Source organism: Marinibacterium profundimaris, assembly GCF_002210095.1.
Lineage (GTDB): Bacteria > Pseudomonadota > Alphaproteobacteria > Rhodobacterales > Rhodobacteraceae > Marinibacterium > Marinibacterium profundimaris.
On record NZ_AQQR01000001.1, the window covers coordinates 50,654 to 65,956 of the forward strand.

General features: G+C 65.3%; 13 protein-coding genes. 10 read left to right on the forward strand and 3 right to left on the reverse strand.

The annotated features are described in order from the left end of the window. The first annotated feature begins 133 nt into the window (after window positions 1-133). From ATO3_RS00285 to ATO3_RS00305, 5 genes are all read left to right on the forward strand, one after another. The gene (locus tag ATO3_RS00285; RefSeq protein ID WP_088647806.1) at window positions 134-337 is read left to right on the forward strand and encodes a hypothetical protein; all 204 of its coding nucleotides are present in this window, start codon (window positions 134-136) and stop codon (window positions 335-337) included. 119 nt (window positions 338-456) lie between these two features. Continuing rightward, complete coding sequence (locus tag ATO3_RS00290; RefSeq protein WP_088647807.1) at window positions 457-792, forward strand: TfoX/Sxy family protein; 336 nt, start codon at window positions 457-459, stop codon at window positions 790-792. 4 nt (window positions 793-796) lie between these two features. Continuing rightward, window positions 797-1,132 (forward strand): sarcosine oxidase subunit delta, encoded by a 336-nt coding sequence (locus tag ATO3_RS00295; RefSeq protein WP_088647808.1) that lies wholly within the window; start codon window positions 797-799, stop codon window positions 1,130-1,132. 64 nt (window positions 1,133-1,196) lie between these two features. After that, entirely contained in the window at window positions 1,197-4,214 is a 3,018-nt protein-coding gene (locus ATO3_RS00300) for a sarcosine oxidase subunit alpha family protein (RefSeq protein WP_088647809.1), read from the forward strand. Next, entirely contained in the window at window positions 4,207-4,770 is a 564-nt protein-coding gene (locus ATO3_RS00305; RefSeq protein WP_088647810.1) for a sarcosine oxidase subunit gamma, read from the forward strand. The genes ATO3_RS00300 and ATO3_RS00305 overlap by 8 nt, the downstream gene beginning before the upstream one ends. Window positions 4,771-4,833: 63 nt before the next feature. Here ATO3_RS00305 and ATO3_RS00310 read toward each other — a convergent pair whose 3' ends face one another. Continuing rightward, window positions 4,834-5,553, reverse strand: a complete 720-nt coding sequence (locus ATO3_RS00310) for an FkbM family methyltransferase (RefSeq protein ID WP_233151982.1) — start codon at window positions 5,551-5,553, stop codon at window positions 4,834-4,836. A gap of 172 nt (window positions 5,554-5,725) precedes the next feature. On the opposite strand from ATO3_RS00310, the gene ATO3_RS00315 reads away from it, so the two are divergent. From ATO3_RS00315 to ATO3_RS00335, 5 genes are all read left to right on the forward strand, one after another. Beyond that, window positions 5,726-6,325 carry a superoxide dismutase gene (locus tag ATO3_RS00315; RefSeq protein WP_088647812.1) on the forward strand — a complete coding sequence of 200 codons (600 nt, stop codon included), beginning with the start codon at window positions 5,726-5,728 and terminating at the stop codon, window positions 6,323-6,325. 2 nt (window positions 6,326-6,327) lie between these two features. Continuing rightward, complete coding sequence (locus ATO3_RS00320) at window positions 6,328-7,236, forward strand: metallophosphoesterase (RefSeq protein WP_088647813.1); 909 nt, start codon at window positions 6,328-6,330, stop codon at window positions 7,234-7,236. A gap of 427 nt (window positions 7,237-7,663) precedes the next feature. Next, window positions 7,664-8,266 carry a PD40 domain-containing protein gene (locus tag ATO3_RS00325; protein ID WP_088647814.1) on the forward strand — a complete coding sequence of 201 codons (603 nt, stop codon included), beginning with the start codon at window positions 7,664-7,666 and terminating at the stop codon, window positions 8,264-8,266. Window positions 8,267-8,395: 129 nt separating this feature from the next. Further along, window positions 8,396-10,975, forward strand: a complete 2,580-nt coding sequence (locus ATO3_RS00330; RefSeq protein WP_088647815.1) for a S41 family peptidase — start codon at window positions 8,396-8,398, stop codon at window positions 10,973-10,975. Beyond that, window positions 10,921-12,050 (forward strand): IS3 family transposase gene (locus ATO3_RS00335; protein ID WP_088647816.1). Its coding sequence is split into 2 segments (ribosomal slippage): window positions 10,921-11,164 and window positions 11,164-12,050, totalling 1,131 coding nucleotides; the frame shifts between segments, so codons are not numbered across the junction. Before ATO3_RS00330 ends, ATO3_RS00335 begins: the two co-directional genes overlap by 55 nt. A gap of 454 nt (window positions 12,051-12,504) precedes the next feature. On the opposite strand, the gene ATO3_RS00345 is transcribed toward ATO3_RS00335, so the two are convergent. Together ATO3_RS00345 and ATO3_RS00350 are read right to left on the reverse strand one after the other, a co-directional pair. After that, a complete protein-coding gene (locus ATO3_RS00345; protein ID WP_088647817.1) occupies window positions 12,505-14,394 on the reverse strand; it encodes a M10 family metallopeptidase C-terminal domain-containing protein in 1,890 nt (629 codons plus the stop codon). A gap of 335 nt (window positions 14,395-14,729) precedes the next feature. Then, window positions 14,730-15,287 carry an LOG family protein gene (locus ATO3_RS00350; protein WP_269845396.1) on the reverse strand — a complete coding sequence of 186 codons (558 nt, stop codon included), beginning with the start codon at window positions 15,285-15,287 and terminating at the stop codon, window positions 14,730-14,732. Window positions 15,288-15,303: the final 16 nt, after the last annotated feature.

The following is a 15,303-nucleotide window of genomic DNA, read 5'->3' on the forward strand; positions in this document are numbered from 1 at the left end:
GCGTCCGGTATCTTCGGCGTCTGGCGCCCGCGCCACAGGCAAAAGAATTTTCGGGGACAAGGAACTTTGTCAGTTCGGTGACACTTACCTCAGTGAGGTTGATCCACAATTTCTTTGACGACAGGACGTGGACATGCACCGGGAGACAATCCCTTACCCCCGTCGCGGCAGTGTCGCGCTTGCCGTCTTCGTGGGCGCCATCGCGATTGCTGTCACCACGGTCGGCTTCTTTGTCTACAGCGGGACATGGGCCGTGCCCGATGATCCCGGCGTCCGGATCGAACTGCCGGCCGCCGTCGAAGACGGAACGCAGCCGGGCAGCACGACCGGCAACTGAGCCGGACCTCCCGAACACCGTCCGGGCCGTCAGGTTCCGCGCTGTGGCGCGATCCGACCGCCCGCGCCAGCTCCGCCTGACATACGGCTCCTGCACATCCCTCCCGGAAAGGCCATCCCATGGCCTATGACGAGAGCCGCGCCGAGATCATGCGCGCCGACTTCGGGTTCGAGCCCGGATTGTCGGAAAAGCCCATGTTCGGCGGTATCTGCTTCCTGCTTCACGGCAACATGCTGGGTGCCTACGGCCCCCAGGGCGCGCTGTATCGTCCCGGCAAGGCGGTCGAAGCGCAGGTGCTGTCGCGCGACGGCGTATCGCCGATGATGCAGGGCACCCGCCGCATGGGCGGCTTCGTCCGCCTCGACCCCGGGGCCTTCGACGAGGATGCCGACCTTCGCCAGGAACTGACCCAACTCTCGCTGGCCCACGTGGCCTGCCTGCCGCCTAAGGAGTGAGCCGATGCTGACCTTCCGATGCCCCGTCTGCGGTGTCGACGCCGAGGAAACCGAGCTGAGCCCCGGCGGCGAGGCGCATCTGAAACGTTACGGCCCCGGCTCCTCGGACGAGGATTTCTCCGGCTACCTGTTCCAGCGCGAGAACCCGCGCGGCGTGCATTTCGAACGCTGGCGCCATGCCTATGGCTGCGGCAAGTGGTTCCACGCCGCCCGCTGCACGCAAACGCTCGAGGTGTTCGGGACCTACCCGGCCCAGACCACCGAGCCGCCGCAAGAGATCCTCGACACGATTACGAAAAAGCGCCCGGGCTGGACCTGGCGGGAGCTGGGCGCGAAATGACGACCCCGAAGACGAAGACCAAGATGGCGACCAAGACGACGACCGACAGCAAGGGAGGCGCGGCATGACCAGCCGCCGCATCGCCGGCAAGGGCCGGTTCATCGACAGCAGCAGCAAGGTGGCCTTCACCTTCGACGGCCGGCGCCTGACGGGTCATCCCGGCGACACGCTGGCCTCGGCGGTGCTGGGCGCGGGCCAGGTCATCATGGGCCGGTCGTTCAAGTACCACCGCCCGCGCGGCCCGGTGGCCGCCGGGCCGGAAGAGCCCAACGCGCTGGTCGAGCTGGGGCAGGGCAACCGGTTCGAGCCGAACCAGCGCGCCACCACCACCGCGCTCTTCGACGGGCTCTATGCGACGTCGCAGAACCGTTGGCCCTCGCTGGAATACGACATCGGCGGCATCAACGCGAAACTGGCGCGGCTGCTGCCGGCGGGCTTCTATTACAAGACCTTCATGTACCCGCGCGAGTTCTGGAAGGACATCTACGAACCCTTCATCCGCAAGGCCGCCGGCCTTGGCAAGGCCCCGACGGAGAAGGACCCGGATACCTACGAACATGTTCATTACCACACCGACATCACAATCCTCGGCGGTGGGGTCGCGGGCCTTCAGGCGGCGCTGACCGCGGCCTCGGGCGGGGCCCGCGTGCTGTTGCTGGAACAATCGCCGCATTGGGGCGGCCGCGTGATGGCCGATGGCGGAGAGATCGACGGCAAGCCCGCCGCCGACTGGGTCGCCGCCACCATCACCGCTCTGGAAGAGATGGACAACGTCACCATGCGGCTGAACTGCATGGGCGCGGGGGTCTACGATCACGGTTACCTGCTGGGCTATGAACGCCTGCGCGACGACACGCCCAGCCTGCCGGGGCCGCGCCACCGGCTGTGGCGGATCCGCTCGACCCGGGTGATCACCGCCACCGGCGCGATCGAACGGCCTTTGTCCTTCGCCGGCAATGACATACCCGGCGTTATGCTGGCCTCTGCCGTGCGCGATTACCTCGAACTTTACGGCGTGGCCGTGGGTCGCAAGGTCGTGGTCGTGACCAACAACGACGACGGCTATCGCACCGCCATCGCGCTGAAGGCCGCCTATGTCGACGTGCCCTGCGTGATCGACGCGCGCCCGCTGGGCGGTGGCCCCCTGATGCGCGAGGCCGAGGCCATGGGCATCCCCGTCGAACGCGGCCGCGCCATCGGCAAGGTGAAGGGCGGGCAATATGTCGAAGGGGTCGCGATCTGTTCGCATGACGGCAGCGGCGGCGTGTTCGAACGCGAGATCGAGTGCGACGCCGTGGCCATGTCCGGCGGCTGGTCGCCGGTGGTGCACCTGTGGTCCCATTGCGGCGGCAAGCTGACATGGGATGCCGAACAGGCGCTCTTCCGCCCCGACGCCAAACGCCCGCCCACCGGCGCCGATGGCGAGGGGTTTGTCCTGCCCGCCGGCGCGGCGGATGGCGAGCTGCTGCTGGGCGACGTGCTGGGCAATGCCCATGACGCGGGGCGCGAGGCCGCCAAGGCCGTGGGCAAGACCGCCAAGGTCCGCCGCCGCCCGGTGGCCGTCTCGGTCGCGCAGGCGCCGATCCTGCCGGTCTGGATGATGCCGGCAAGGGCGGGATACGAGCTGCGCTCGAAAGCCTGGCTGGATTACCAGAACGACGTCAAGGTCTCGGACGTGGCGCTGGCCGCGCAGGAAGGCTACCAAAGCGTCGAGCACACCAAGCGCTACACCACGCTCGGCATGGCAACGGACCAGGGAAAGCTGAGCAACATCAACGGGCTGGCCGTGCTGTCCGATGCGCTGGGGCAAGAGATCCCGGTGACCGGCACAACCACCTTCCGGCCGCCCTACACGCCGATCTCGATGGGCGCCATCGCCGGCGAGGCGCGCGGCAAGGTGTTCCAGCCGGTGCGCCGCACGCCGATGCATGACTGGCACGACACCCATGGCGCCGACTGGGAACCGGTCGGCCAGTGGCGGCGCCCCTATGCCTATGTGAGGCGCGGCGAGACCGTGCATGACGCGGTCACGCGCGAGGTGAAGAACGTCCGACAAGGCGTTGGTATCCTTGACGCTTCCACGCTTGGAAAGATCCTCGTGAAGGGGCCTGACGCAGGGAAATTCCTCGACATGATGTACACCAACATGATGTCGACCCTCGCGCCGGGCAAATGCCGCTACGGGCTGATGTGCTCGGAAAACGGCTTCCTGATGGACGACGGCGTCGTCGCCCGCATCGACGAGGACACCTGGCTGTGCCACACCACCACCGGCGGCGCGGACCACATCCACGCCCACATGGAGGAATGGCTGCAGACCGAATGGTGGGACTGGAAGGTCTGGACCGCGAACCTGACCGAGCAATACGCCCAGATCGCCGTTGTCGGCCCGCGCGCGCGCACTGTGCTCGAGGCGCTCGGCGGCATGCGGCTGCACCCCCAGGCGCTGCCTTTCATGAGCTGGACCGACGGGCAGCTGGCCGGGTTCGACGTGCGGGTCTTCCGCATCTCCTTCTCGGGCGAGCTGTCCTTCGAGATCGCGGTGAAGGCCGGGCACGGGCCGGCCCTGTGGGAGAAGATCCTGGAAGCCGGCGCCGAGTGCGGGATCCAGCCCTACGGGACCGAGGCGCTGCACGTTCTGCGGGCCGAGAAGGGTTATATCATGATCGGGGACGAGACCGATGGCACGGTGATCCCGCAGGACCTGGGCCTGAACTGGGCGATCTCGAAGAAGAAGGACGATTTCATCGGCAAGCGCGCGCAGGAACGGGTCCATATGGCCGATCCGGACCGCTGGAAGCTGGTCGGGCTGCTGGCCTATGACGACGCGGTGCTGCGCGATGGCGCCTATGCGGTGGCCGAGGGCCGGAATGCCAACGGCCAGCGCAACGTGCAGGGCCGCGTGACCTCGACCTATTACTCGCCGACGCTGGGGCGCGGCATTGCCATGGGTCTGGTCCACGACGGGCCCAACCGCATGGGCGAAGTGCTGGATTTCCCGGGCACCGATGGCAAACTCTACCGGGCGCAGATCGTCGATCCGGTCTTCTACGACAAGAGCGGGGGCAGGCTCCATGGCTGAGACGCGCGAGTACAAGGGCATCGCCTTGATCCGGGCAGAGCCGCCCTGCGGCATGATCACCCTGCGCGGCGGGCCGGATGCGGCGAAGGGTCTGGCCACGGCGGGCAAGCGGCTGGGGGTGAAGATGCCCGGCCCGCTCGGGGCTGAACTGAAGGACGACAGAGGCTTGCTGTGGATGTCTCCGGACGAGGTACTGATGCTGTGCCCCGCCGAGGATGTGCCCGACCATCTGGACGCGCTGAGAGGGGCGCTGAAGGGCCATCACGCCATGGCGGTCGATACCTCGGACATGCGAGTTCGGTTCTCGGTCTCGGGCGCCCATGCGCGCGAGGTGCTGGCCAAGCTCTGTCCGCTGGATCTGGCGCCCGACCGGTTCGGCCCGGGCCATGTGCGGCGCACCAGGCTGGGGCAGGTGGCCGCGGCGATCTGGATGCGCGGCGATGGCGCCTTCGAGGTGATCTGCTTCCGCTCGGTCGGGCAGTACGTGCTCGACCTGCTTCAGGTCGCGGCCGCCCCGGGATCCGAGGTGCATCTTTTCAGCCAGCCCGTCGGCTGAGCGTTTCAGCAGCGGGCCGGGCCCCGGGACACGCGGGGTGTCCCGTCCCGCGCTGCCCGGCCGTCACGCGGTCAGCAGGACCGTATCGAACCGCTCCAGCGCCGGGCCCTTGTCCAGCGTTGCGGGATCCACCGCGCCGCCGCCCGGCCAGGACCAGCTGCCGTAGAACGACAGCGCCTCGACCAGCGCCCGCATCCGTGCGGCGCGGGTCTCGGCGTCCAGCCAGGGCGCGTGAGTCGACAGCAGCAGCGCGGGCCGTTGCGCCTTTAGCCAGGGCGCCATATGCGGCACCAGGTCGAATTCCGCGCCCTCCACGTCGATCTTCACCAGTCCGACGCCCGACAGATCCACCTGGCCCTGCAACGTCGCCCAGTCCAGCGTCACCACGTCGGAGCCGGCCTCGCCGCCGGGGTTCAGCAGGCTGGTCGTGCTGTCGCCGCGCTCACCCCGCATTCCGGCCATCCGCGTCACGCCCACCGTGTCGGCCAGCGCCACGGGCAGGGCCGAGACGTTCTCCATCCCGTTCAGCTCGATGTTCCAGGACAGGGCGCGGAAGGCCACCGGATCAGGCTCCAGCGCAACGACCCGCCGCGCCTTGCGCGCGCCGTACAGCACCGTGGGCCCGATCCAGGCGCCGATATCCAGGTAATCCACGTTCGGTGACAAATGCGATGCCAGCACCGCGAAGGTCTCCGGCTCCCAGCGTCCGGCCGCCGCCTTGCGCCAGAATGTCGAATGATAGGGATCCAGGCGGAACTTCTCGTCCGCGAGATCGGTTTCCATATAGCCCCGCGCCCGGAGATACGTCTTTCTGAGGGATGTCAACATGCCTGCCCGGCCAGCTAGTGTTCGTCGGCACACATGTCGCCCGACGCATTTCCGAGCGCAAGCCTTGACCTGCGGCGGTGACGGCCGCATGTACCTCACAGCCAATCATTAACTGGGGAGGCCCAAAATGGCTTTCGAACTTCCTGATCTTCCTTATGCCCACGACGCGCTTGCCGACAAGGGCATGTCCAAGGAAACGCTGGAGTTTCACCACGACATTCACCACAAGGCCTATGTCGACAACGGCAACAAGGCGATCGCCGGCACCGAATGGGAAGGCAAGTCGGTGGAAGAGATCATCAAGGGCACCTACGACGCCTCCGCCGTTGCCCAGAACGGGATCTTCAACAACGCATCGCAGTTCTGGAACCACAACCAGTTCTGGGAAATGATGGGCCCGGGCGACAACAAGATGCCCGGCGAGCTTGAAAAGGCTCTGGTCGAGGCCTTCGGCTCGGTCGACAAGTTCAAGGAAGACTTCTCCGCCGCCGGCGCCGGCCAGTTCGGTTCGGGCTGGGCATGGCTGGTGAAGGACACCGACGGCTCGCTCAAGGTCACCAAGACCGAAAACGGCGTGAACCCGCTGTGCTTCGGCCAGACCGCTCTGCTGGGCTGCGATGTGTGGGAACATTCCTACTACATCGACTTCCGCAACAAGCGCCCGGCCTACCTGACCAACTTCCTGGACAACCTGGTGAACTGGGAAAACGTCGCCAGCCGGATGTGATCTTGCCCGACGGCGGACAGACATCCCGCCCGCGCGGCGCCACGCAACAGGGCCTGCCGGAGACCCCGGCGGGCCCTTTCCACAAGCTGTGGCACGCCCTTGTGCGGCCCACGCAGCGGCTGAAGGTGCGTCGCTACGACATCGCTCCCGCCCGCTGGACCACGGCACGCATGCGCATCGTGATGGTCAGCGACCTGCACATCTGCGACCCGTGGGTGCCGCTGTCACGCCTCGACGAGGTGATCGAACGCGCCCGGTCCCTGACCCCCGATCTCGTGCTCTTTCCCGGTGATCTCAGCCAGGGTCCGAACTATGTCACCTCGGTCGATCTGCCGCTGGACGAGATCGCCACGCGGCTGGCCCGGCTGACCGCGCCGCTTGGCCGTTATGCCGTTCTGGGCAACCACGACTGGTGGCACGACGCGGCCGCGCAAAAGCGTCGCGCCGGTCCCGTGGGCGCCGCACAGGCGCTTGAGGCCGCGGGGATCCCCGTCCTGTCGAATGCCGCGGTCGAGCTGCCCAACGGTGTCTGGCTCGCCGGCCTGGAAAGCCAGGAGGCGCTGCGCCGCGCGCGCGACGACATCGAAGGGCTCGACGACTTGCCGGCCACGCTGGCGCAGGTGCCGCAAGAGGCCGACACCATCCTGCTTGCGCATGAGCCCAACGTCTTCGCCGATGTTCCCGACCGCGTGGCGCTGACCCTGTCGGGCCATACCCACGGCGGGCAGATCCGCTTTTTCGGCTGGGCCCCGATCCTGCCGCGAGAGATCGACCGCCGCTTCCTGCATGGCCATATCCGCGACGGAGACCGGCACCTCGTGATCTCCGACGGGATCGGCTATTCGAAACTGCCGCTGCGCATCGGCGCCCTGCCGGAAATCACCGTGGTTGAAATCGGCCCCGCCGGCTGAGGACAGGGCAGGGGACTGAAGGCCATCGTGCGGTCTGGCCTGTTCCATACGCTCGGACCGGTGGACATATCTGATTTTAGGAACAGAGGCCTGCGCGGAAGGAAAAGAGAGAAGCTGGGTCAGGCAGGTCCGCTATGCGGGACTTTCCGGACTTTCGTGGCGCCGCAATCTTCTAGTTCTGCCATGTCAGCAGCGCAATGTGTTCGTCTCAACTGCTAAGTCTGAAATCTGGCGGTCCCGAAGTTGCGGTTTCGATTGGCACGGCCTTGGTCTTGCTGCGCTCATCTTATGCTGCGCTGCGAAATCGCCTCACCGGCGACGGCGATCGGGACCCCTATTTCAATATTCAACAGGTCGGATGACTCGGTGACTCAATTGTGAGGCCTTGCTACGCTCGATCCGAACGGCGCACAATTTTGGTGGCTCGATGAATTTTTTCGAATATGTTCTTGGCGTTGCTGCTGCAGGTTTGCTCTGCGCTCCCCTATCATGCCAGGCCGATGCGGCCTCTCCTTATTGGCTCCGCGACGCGCAGGTCTCGCCAGATGGCGCGCCCATCGCCTTCACTTACCGCGGCCAAATTTGGATCGTCCCAAGCGAAGGCGGCGATGCTTCCCCGCTGACTGAGCGCGAATTCAGAAGCACTGCGCCTGTCTGGTCTCCCGATAGCAGCCATATTGCCTTCGCCTCGGACCGGTTCAATGTCTCCGACGTCTTCGTCATGCCCGACAAAGGCGGTGACATCACCCGGCTCACGCATCACTCGGCACCGGAAACGCCGCTCGCCTTTTCGGCGGACGGGGAAGAGGTCTTTTTCGGTGCAGCGCGGCAGGGGACGCCGGAAGCGGACTATCTCGACGGGCTCGGTCAATCGGTGGGCGTGCTCATGAAGGTCGCCACGTCTGGCGGCCGGGCAAGGATGGTACTGCCTCTGCCCATGGCACAGGCCGACCTGAGCCCGGACGGGCGCACGCTGGCCTATGTCGAGCGCAAGACGGTCGAGAACTTCTGGCGCAAGGGCGAGATTTAGGACAGCACTCCCGACATCTGGCTCTACGATTTCGAGAGCGGCAGCCACGAAAAGCTGACAACCTATCGCGGCGTCGACCGTAGCCCGGCCTTTGCGCCGGATGGGCAGAGCCGCTAGTGGACCACCGAGATGCCGCAAACCGGCATAGAGGATCCGAACGCCGCGCCGGACAGCTTCAACGTCTGGCGCATGCCGATGGATGGCGGTGTGCCGGAACAGGTGACGTCGCATGACAATCTGCCGGTGCGCTTCGCCTCCATCGCGGATGACGGCAGGCTGGTCTACACGTGGGACACGCAGCTCTGGCGGCTGGACGCCGGTGCGCAAGAGCCGGTGCAGGTGCCGGTCAATATCCGTCAGGGCACGCTCTATACTGGCGAGGTTTACAGCGATCTGGCCGGTCAGGTCTTCGAAGCCGTCGCCTCGCCCGACGGGACGGAGATCGCCCTGATCGCCCGCGGCGAGGTCTTCGTCGCGTCCCCCGAGACCGGTGAGGTCCGCCGCATCACCGACACGCCGCAGGCGGAGCGTTCCGTGAGCTACGCGCCGGACGGCAAGCGATTGCTCTACGCCGCCGAGCGCGAGGGCGACTGGGATATCTACGAATCCAAGCTGGGCGACGAGGACACGGCCTTCCTGACGGCGCTGGCGATGTCGGAACGGCGGGTAATCGACACGCAGAGCGACGCATTGCAGCCAGCCTATGCGCCCGATGGACGGCGCACCGCCTACCGCGACGACCGCAACGCGATCCGCATATTCGTCCCGGGCACCGGGACCAGCACGGAAATCCTCCCCGAGAGCGCCAGCTACTTCTACAGCGTCGACCAGTTCGATTTTGAATGGTCCCCGGACGGGAAGTATGTCCTGACCACGACCGGCTTTATCTCGACCAATACCGAAATCGAGATGATCGAAACGACGGGTGCACACCGTCGCTACAACCTCAGTGACAGCGGTTTCGGCGATGACGAGGCAGGGTTCAGCCCTGATGGCAGCGTCGTTTTCTGGGTGAGCGACCGTTTCTCGCAGCGGAACTTGTCCTCCCAAGGCGCAATGGTCGATGTCATGGCGACTTGGCTCACGGCAGACGGATATCTTGCCCGCGAATTGGGCGAGGCAACGGCTGCGGACGCGGGGACGGAACCGGACTTTGATGGCGTGCCCTACCGTAGGTCGCGCATCACAGACAGCCCTGTCTTGCCGATCCTGACCCGCATGACCGCCGACAACAGTGGGCTGCTCCTGGTCACCCTGCAGCTGACCTCCGGCATGATTGAGGCCGAGCTGATCGACCTTGCTACCGGTCGGCCGCAACAGGTCTTTGCAAAGCCCGGCACCGGCATCGAGCAGATCATCGCGAGCGGGGACGCCTCGACCCTCTTCCTGATCAAGGCCGGGTCGATCGAGACGGTGCAGGTCGCCAGCGGCGCAAGTACCCAGGCGCCGTTTCAATTGCGCGCCAGCTTCGATCCGGTCGCCGAGATGAAATACATCTTCGATCACCACTGGCGCTTTGTGCAGTCGAAATTCTACGATCCCGCGCTGCATGGCGTCGACTGGACGGCGATGCGGGACGCCTATGCAAAGTACCTGCCGCACATCACCCATTGGGAAGATTTCGTCACCTTGATGAACGAGTTCCAAGGAGAGTTGAACGCCTCCCACATGACGGCGCGCTTCGTGCAGGATAACCCCGGTTGGGATAGCACAGCGGACCTTGGGCTCTACTACGACACGGCCCATATGGGTGCAGGTGTGAAAATCGCAGCGACGCTGCCCGGCGGACCGGCAGCACTGGCAGGCGGACCGCTCGGTCCCGGCGCGGTAATCCTCGCGGTGGACGGGGCGCGGATCGGCCCCGAGGAGGACATCTATCCGCTCCTGAACCGCATGGCGGGGCGCAAGCTGCGCCTCACCGTTGCCCCGGCGGATGGCGGGGGTCTTGTCGATGTAACCCTGCGCGCGGCCGATCCGGGCAGCGACGGAGAGTTGGCCTACCGTGCCTGGGTCGAGAAGCGGCGGGTCATGGTGCTGGAGCTCTCGGGCGGACGGCTCGGGTATACCCATGTGCGGCGCATGATGGATGACTCCTACCGGCAGGTCTATTCCGACCTGATGGGTCGTGACCGTGACAAGGAAGGCGCCATCTTCGACACCCGTTTCAACTTCGGCGGCAACCTGCACGACCAGTTGAGTGCATTCCTCACCGGCCAACGCCATTCGGGAATGGCGACCCGCAACGGCGTCGATCTGGGGACGACGCCCTATCTTCGTTGGGCCAAGCCGAGCGCGCTTCTGATGAACACCTGGAATTACTCGGATGCCTCGGTCTTCCCCTACTACTACATCCGCGAGGGCATGGGCCCCTCGGTCGGCGACCGCGTGCCGGGCACCGGGACTGCGGTGCTGCGCCCCAACCAGCTCGATACGCGGGTCGTTCTTGGGGTGCCCCAGCTGGGCTTCCGTACGATTGAGGGAGATTTCTTCGAGAACCGCGAGATCGTCCCGGACGAAGTTGTCCATACGCCGCCGGAGGCGATGCTGAGCGGTCGCGACCCTCAGCTTGAGGCAGCGGTGACCGCCCTATTTGGACCTGTCGCGGTTTGGTGCCGCTCCTTTGATAGCATGATGTGCAGCAAAGGAGACGAACTATGGGCACAGGAAGAACGGATGAATTTCGCAAAGACGCGGTGCGAATTGCACTGACCAGCGGGCTAACAAGGCGTCAGGTTGCCGACGATCTTGGTGTTGGGCTTTCGACCCTGAATAAATGGGTGACTGCGCATCGGGACACGGATGTGGTATCGCCCGAGGATCGCGAGCTTGCGCGGGAGAACGAACGACTTCGGCGCGAGAACCGCATCCTCAAGGAGGAGAGGGATATCCTAAAAAAGGCCACCCAGTTCTTCGCGAGCCAAAAGCCATGAGGTTTCGGTTCGTCGAAGAACAACGTGGTGTCTTCCCGATCGACCGGCTGTGTCAGGTCATGAACGTCAGCCCGCGCGGATTGCGGGCTTTCAGGAACCGTCCCGCCAGCCGCAGGCAGCGCAAGGATATGGTCGTTCTGGCCCACATCAAGGAACAGTCGCGTCTGAGCTTGGGCAGCTACGGCCGCCCACGGATGACCGAGGAACTGAAGGAGGTCGGTGTCGATGTCGGGCACCGGCGTGTCGGTCGCCTGATGCGCGAAAACAGGATTACCGTTGAAAGAACGCGCAAGTTCAAGGCGACCACAGACAGCGATCATACGTTCAACATCGCCCCGAACCTACTGGATCGCGACTTCAAGGCAGATCAGCCGACCCAGAAATGGGCGGGCGACATCAGCTATATCTGGACCCGCGAGGGGTGGCTGTATCTGGCCGTCATCCTTGATCTGCATTCCCGGCGTGTCATTGGTTGGGCTGTCAGCAATCGCATGAAGCGCGACCTGGCGATCCGGGCCCTGAAAATGGCCATCGCCTTCCGAGCGCCACCCAAAGGCTGCGTATTCCACAGCGATCGCGGCAGCCAATACTGTTCGCACGACTATCAGAAGATCCTGCGCCAGCATGGCTTCAAAGTCTCCATGAGCGGCAAAGGTAATTGTTATGACAATGCCGCCGTCGAGACGTTCTTCAAAACCATCAAGGCCGAGCTGATCTGGCGGCGGTCATGGGCAACCAGGCGGCAAGCTGAGATGGCAATCTTCGAATACATCAACGGGTTCTACAATCCGCGACGACGCCACTCAGCACTGGGCTGGAAAAGCCCCGTCGCCTTCGAACGGAAAGTGGCCTAAACGAGCACTCGGGGCGGCACAAATACGCGACAGGTCCATCGTCTTTGGCGCCGCCTACGTGATGGTGACAGGGGTCTACCTCGTATGGGGCATCCACGCTCTCCCGAACCGTCCCGCAACCGGACTTATGATCGGGTTCCTGACCATTGCCGTGGGACAGACCGCCGGCGCACCTCTTTTCGGATTTCTGATGGCAGGCTTGGGCGCGGGGCCAGCCGTGATGTGCTTTGCCGCAGTTGCACTCCTCGCCGGGGTATTCAGGGCAAAACCCTTGACCGACCACGTGCCCGCATAGCCTTTCGTGAAGACAGGGCACCTATGGAAGGTCTTGAAAGGGCTCGAACCAGACATCACCGCCAAAGAAACAGGCCGCCCACGCCGATGCGCGACCCACAAACATCCGCCAAGTGGCCCAGGGCTTGACCCCAAAGGCGCACCCAAGCCCCGTGACGGGTCAGACGAACAGCGACGTGTCCGAGAAGATCAGCTCTTCCACGGAATAGAGCGTGTCCACCGTGTTGCCGAGCGTGTCCGCAACGGTCCAGTTGCCATCCGATCCCGCGATGTCGAATTCGTCCGATGCGCGCGTCAGATAGCTGGCGATGTCGCTGCCGCTGCCGCCGTAACAGACGTTGTCCCCGTCACCGGTGCCAAGCACGAAGGTGTCGTCTCCGCCAAGCCCGTACATCGTGTTGGCGCCGTCGCCGCCCTCTAGGCGGTTCCCGCCGTCGTTGCCGGTGATCAGGTCATCGCCGCCGCCACCGGTGGCCTTTTCGATCACCACGCCGTTGGCAATGGTGTAGCCGCCGATCACGCCATCCACGTAGGACAGATAGCCGCCGCCGCCCTCGGAATAATCCAGCGTGGCCGCCCGCAGGTCGATGACCGCGTTGGCACTCCCCTCGTAGAGGATCTCGTCCGTGCCGCCGGTGTCCCAGATCGTGTAATAGCCCGAGGCCGTCCCGGTCCCGTTGGCCTGCCACAGAGCGTATGTGTCGTTGCCGGAATTGTGGGTGGTGTTCGCCCCGTACCACGCCTGCAGCACCGCGATGTCGAGCGCACCGAAGGTCGCGCCATGGCCCGAGGAGGCGGTGTTCGAGGCCACGCCGGCAAGGGTCGAGCCCTCGTTGTAGCTCATCGCCGTGTAGGCGGAGGAGTTCAGGTCGTACAGGCCACGCTCGTTGGCGTTTCCGACGCCCGTCATCACCGTCGACGCGTTGCCGGTGTCATGGGGGTGGGCCAGCCCCATGGCATGACCGAACTCGTGGATCGCGACCCCGTACATGAAGCCGCCGGTGTCCAGCGTGCCGCCCGGCGCGTCGTTCCAGACCGGCAGGGTGACGGGGTTGTTGTTGAGCAGCCCGTAATTGCCGGTGCCGTCCGCATTCGGAAACATGAAAAAGCCCAGCAGCGTGCCCTGGGACTCGGTCGGAAGGATCGCGGTGCCGATCTGAAGATCCGCGGCGGTCTTGTTCGTGGTGATCTCAAAGTCGATATCCGCGAAGTCCTCGACCCCCTCGAAGATCGAGAACAGCTGCGCCTGCTCATAGGCATTGGTGCCCGAGGCGACGAAGGTGTCGCCGCTGTAGCTGTAGGCGTCACCTGCTTCGGCGAAATAGACCAGGATCGTGGTCCGGTCGTCCAGCGTGTTGACCCCCGCGATCGCGTCCAGCGGTGTCTGGGGCGCCGGGGTGAAGATGGACCGGGTGCCGCGCACGCTCAGCACGTAATCGCCGGTCATGTCCGCGTAGGCCCCGTCGACCTCGACAAAATAGGTGCCGGCCTCGGCCGCTTTAAAGACGGTGGATCCGGCCAGCAGGAGCCCCGGGATCACGTCGTCATTCTCGGCCACCAGGACGCCGGAGGCGTCGTAGATCCGCACCACCGGATCCTCCAGCCCGCCCAGGCCGTTGGACCGGTCGTGGTTCCAGCCGAAGGTGGTGACCCGGACGGTCTGATCCTCGGCCAGGGTCAGCCGGAACCAGTCCTCGTCGCCGGCCTGTTCCAGCGTCTCGGGCCGCCGCTCGCCGACCGCGATGGTCTCGGACGTGCTCATGTCACCGGGGATGGTGTTGGCGATCTCGCCGTGGGTGCCGCCTGTGGCCGCAAAGGCATCCGCCGGGCTGTTCCCCTGCACGAAGGACCGGCCCGTGAGCCAGTCCGCGACCGGCGTCGCGTCGGGCACGTCATTGGTGAACCAGCCGATGGGGCCCGCGACCTTGGCGTGATACGCGGCCGTCTCGCCCCAGGCGTCCAGCCGGGCCGAGATCCGCGCCGCCAATCCTCCCGGAGCGTTCAGCCCACATGTCTTCGTCAGCGTTGCCGCCTCGCAAAATCCGCACATCCTGCCGGTCTCCTGCCTGGTCCCGTGGGCGTTGCGCCCGGGGCTGCGTCCTTACGTCGTCCTGTTTCGGTCCCGCACCGGCAAGGCCGGCAGGGGACGCGCGCAACCGGCAACCACGGCCGGCTTATGCCGGGTGGTACCTTTACCGTAGGTTAATCGAGCGGATCTCAAAAGCATACCGGCGCCGCGCGACGGCGCGGGAAAATCGGCCTCCGTGGCCTGGGCAACGCACAGGGCCCTTCGGGCGCGCCGCGGACCGGTTTCACGGCATGTCCGGCGCGGATGCGCCAGAACCCTCAGTCGGGGATTCGGGGCAGGGCGCCGCTACGGGCGGTTCAGGCCAGCGCCGTGCGCAGCAGGTCCATCGCCTCGTCCGGCGTGGCCGCCGGTTGCAGGAACCCCAGCAGGCTGGGCGCGGCAAAGCCGGTGTCCACCACGTGGCTTACCAGCTGCAACAGCGGATCCCAGAAGCCTTCGGTGTTCAGCACCACGATCGGCTTGGCATGCAGGCCCAGTTGGCGCCAGGTCAGCGCCTCGAACAGCTCGTCCAGCGACCCCGCGCCGCCGGGGATCAGCACCACCGCGTCGGCGTTCATCAACATGACCTTCTTGCGCTCGTGCATCGTCTCGGTCACCACGAAACGGGTCAGGTCGGTCTTGCCGACCTCCATCGACATCAGATGGGTGGGAATCACCCCGAAGGTATCGCCCCCCGCCGCCTGGGCCGCCCGCGCGACCTCTCCCATCAGGCCCACATCCCCCGCGCCATAGACCAGCCGCCAGCCTTCCCGGGCCAGCGCGGTGCCGAAGGCGCGGGCATGATCGGTATAGACCGGCATTGAACCGGAACGGGAACCGCAATAAACACAGACGGATTTGGGCGGATGGGTCACAGTTTTTCCTTGGCCT

What these genes read in the sequence shown, in the direction of transcription:
- ATO3_RS00285 (WP_088647806.1), top strand. Translation starts at nt 134, where the DNA reads ATGCACCGGGAGACAATCCCTTACCCCCGTCGCGGCAGTGTCGCGCTT.
- ATO3_RS00290 (WP_088647807.1), top strand. Translation starts at nt 457, where the DNA reads ATGGCCTATGACGAGAGCCGCGCCGAGATCATGCGCGCCGACTTCGGG.
- ATO3_RS00295 (WP_088647808.1), top strand. Translation starts at nt 797, where the DNA reads ATGCTGACCTTCCGATGCCCCGTCTGCGGTGTCGACGCCGAGGAAACC.
- ATO3_RS00300 (WP_088647809.1), top strand. Translation starts at nt 1,197, where the DNA reads ATGACCAGCCGCCGCATCGCCGGCAAGGGCCGGTTCATCGACAGCAGC.
- ATO3_RS00305 (WP_088647810.1), top strand. Translation starts at nt 4,207, where the DNA reads ATGGCTGAGACGCGCGAGTACAAGGGCATCGCCTTGATCCGGGCAGAG.
- ATO3_RS00310 (WP_233151982.1), bottom strand. Translation starts at nt 5,553, where the DNA reads ATGGAAACCGATCTCGCGGACGAGAAGTTCCGCCTGGATCCCTATCAT.
- ATO3_RS00315 (WP_088647812.1), top strand. Translation starts at nt 5,726, where the DNA reads ATGGCTTTCGAACTTCCTGATCTTCCTTATGCCCACGACGCGCTTGCC.
- ATO3_RS00325 (WP_088647814.1), top strand. Translation starts at nt 7,664, where the DNA reads ATGAATTTTTTCGAATATGTTCTTGGCGTTGCTGCTGCAGGTTTGCTC.
- ATO3_RS00330 (WP_088647815.1), top strand. Translation starts at nt 8,396, where the DNA reads ATGCCGCAAACCGGCATAGAGGATCCGAACGCCGCGCCGGACAGCTTC.
- ATO3_RS00345 (WP_088647817.1), bottom strand. Translation starts at nt 14,394, where the DNA reads ATGTGCGGATTTTGCGAGGCGGCAACGCTGACGAAGACATGTGGGCTG.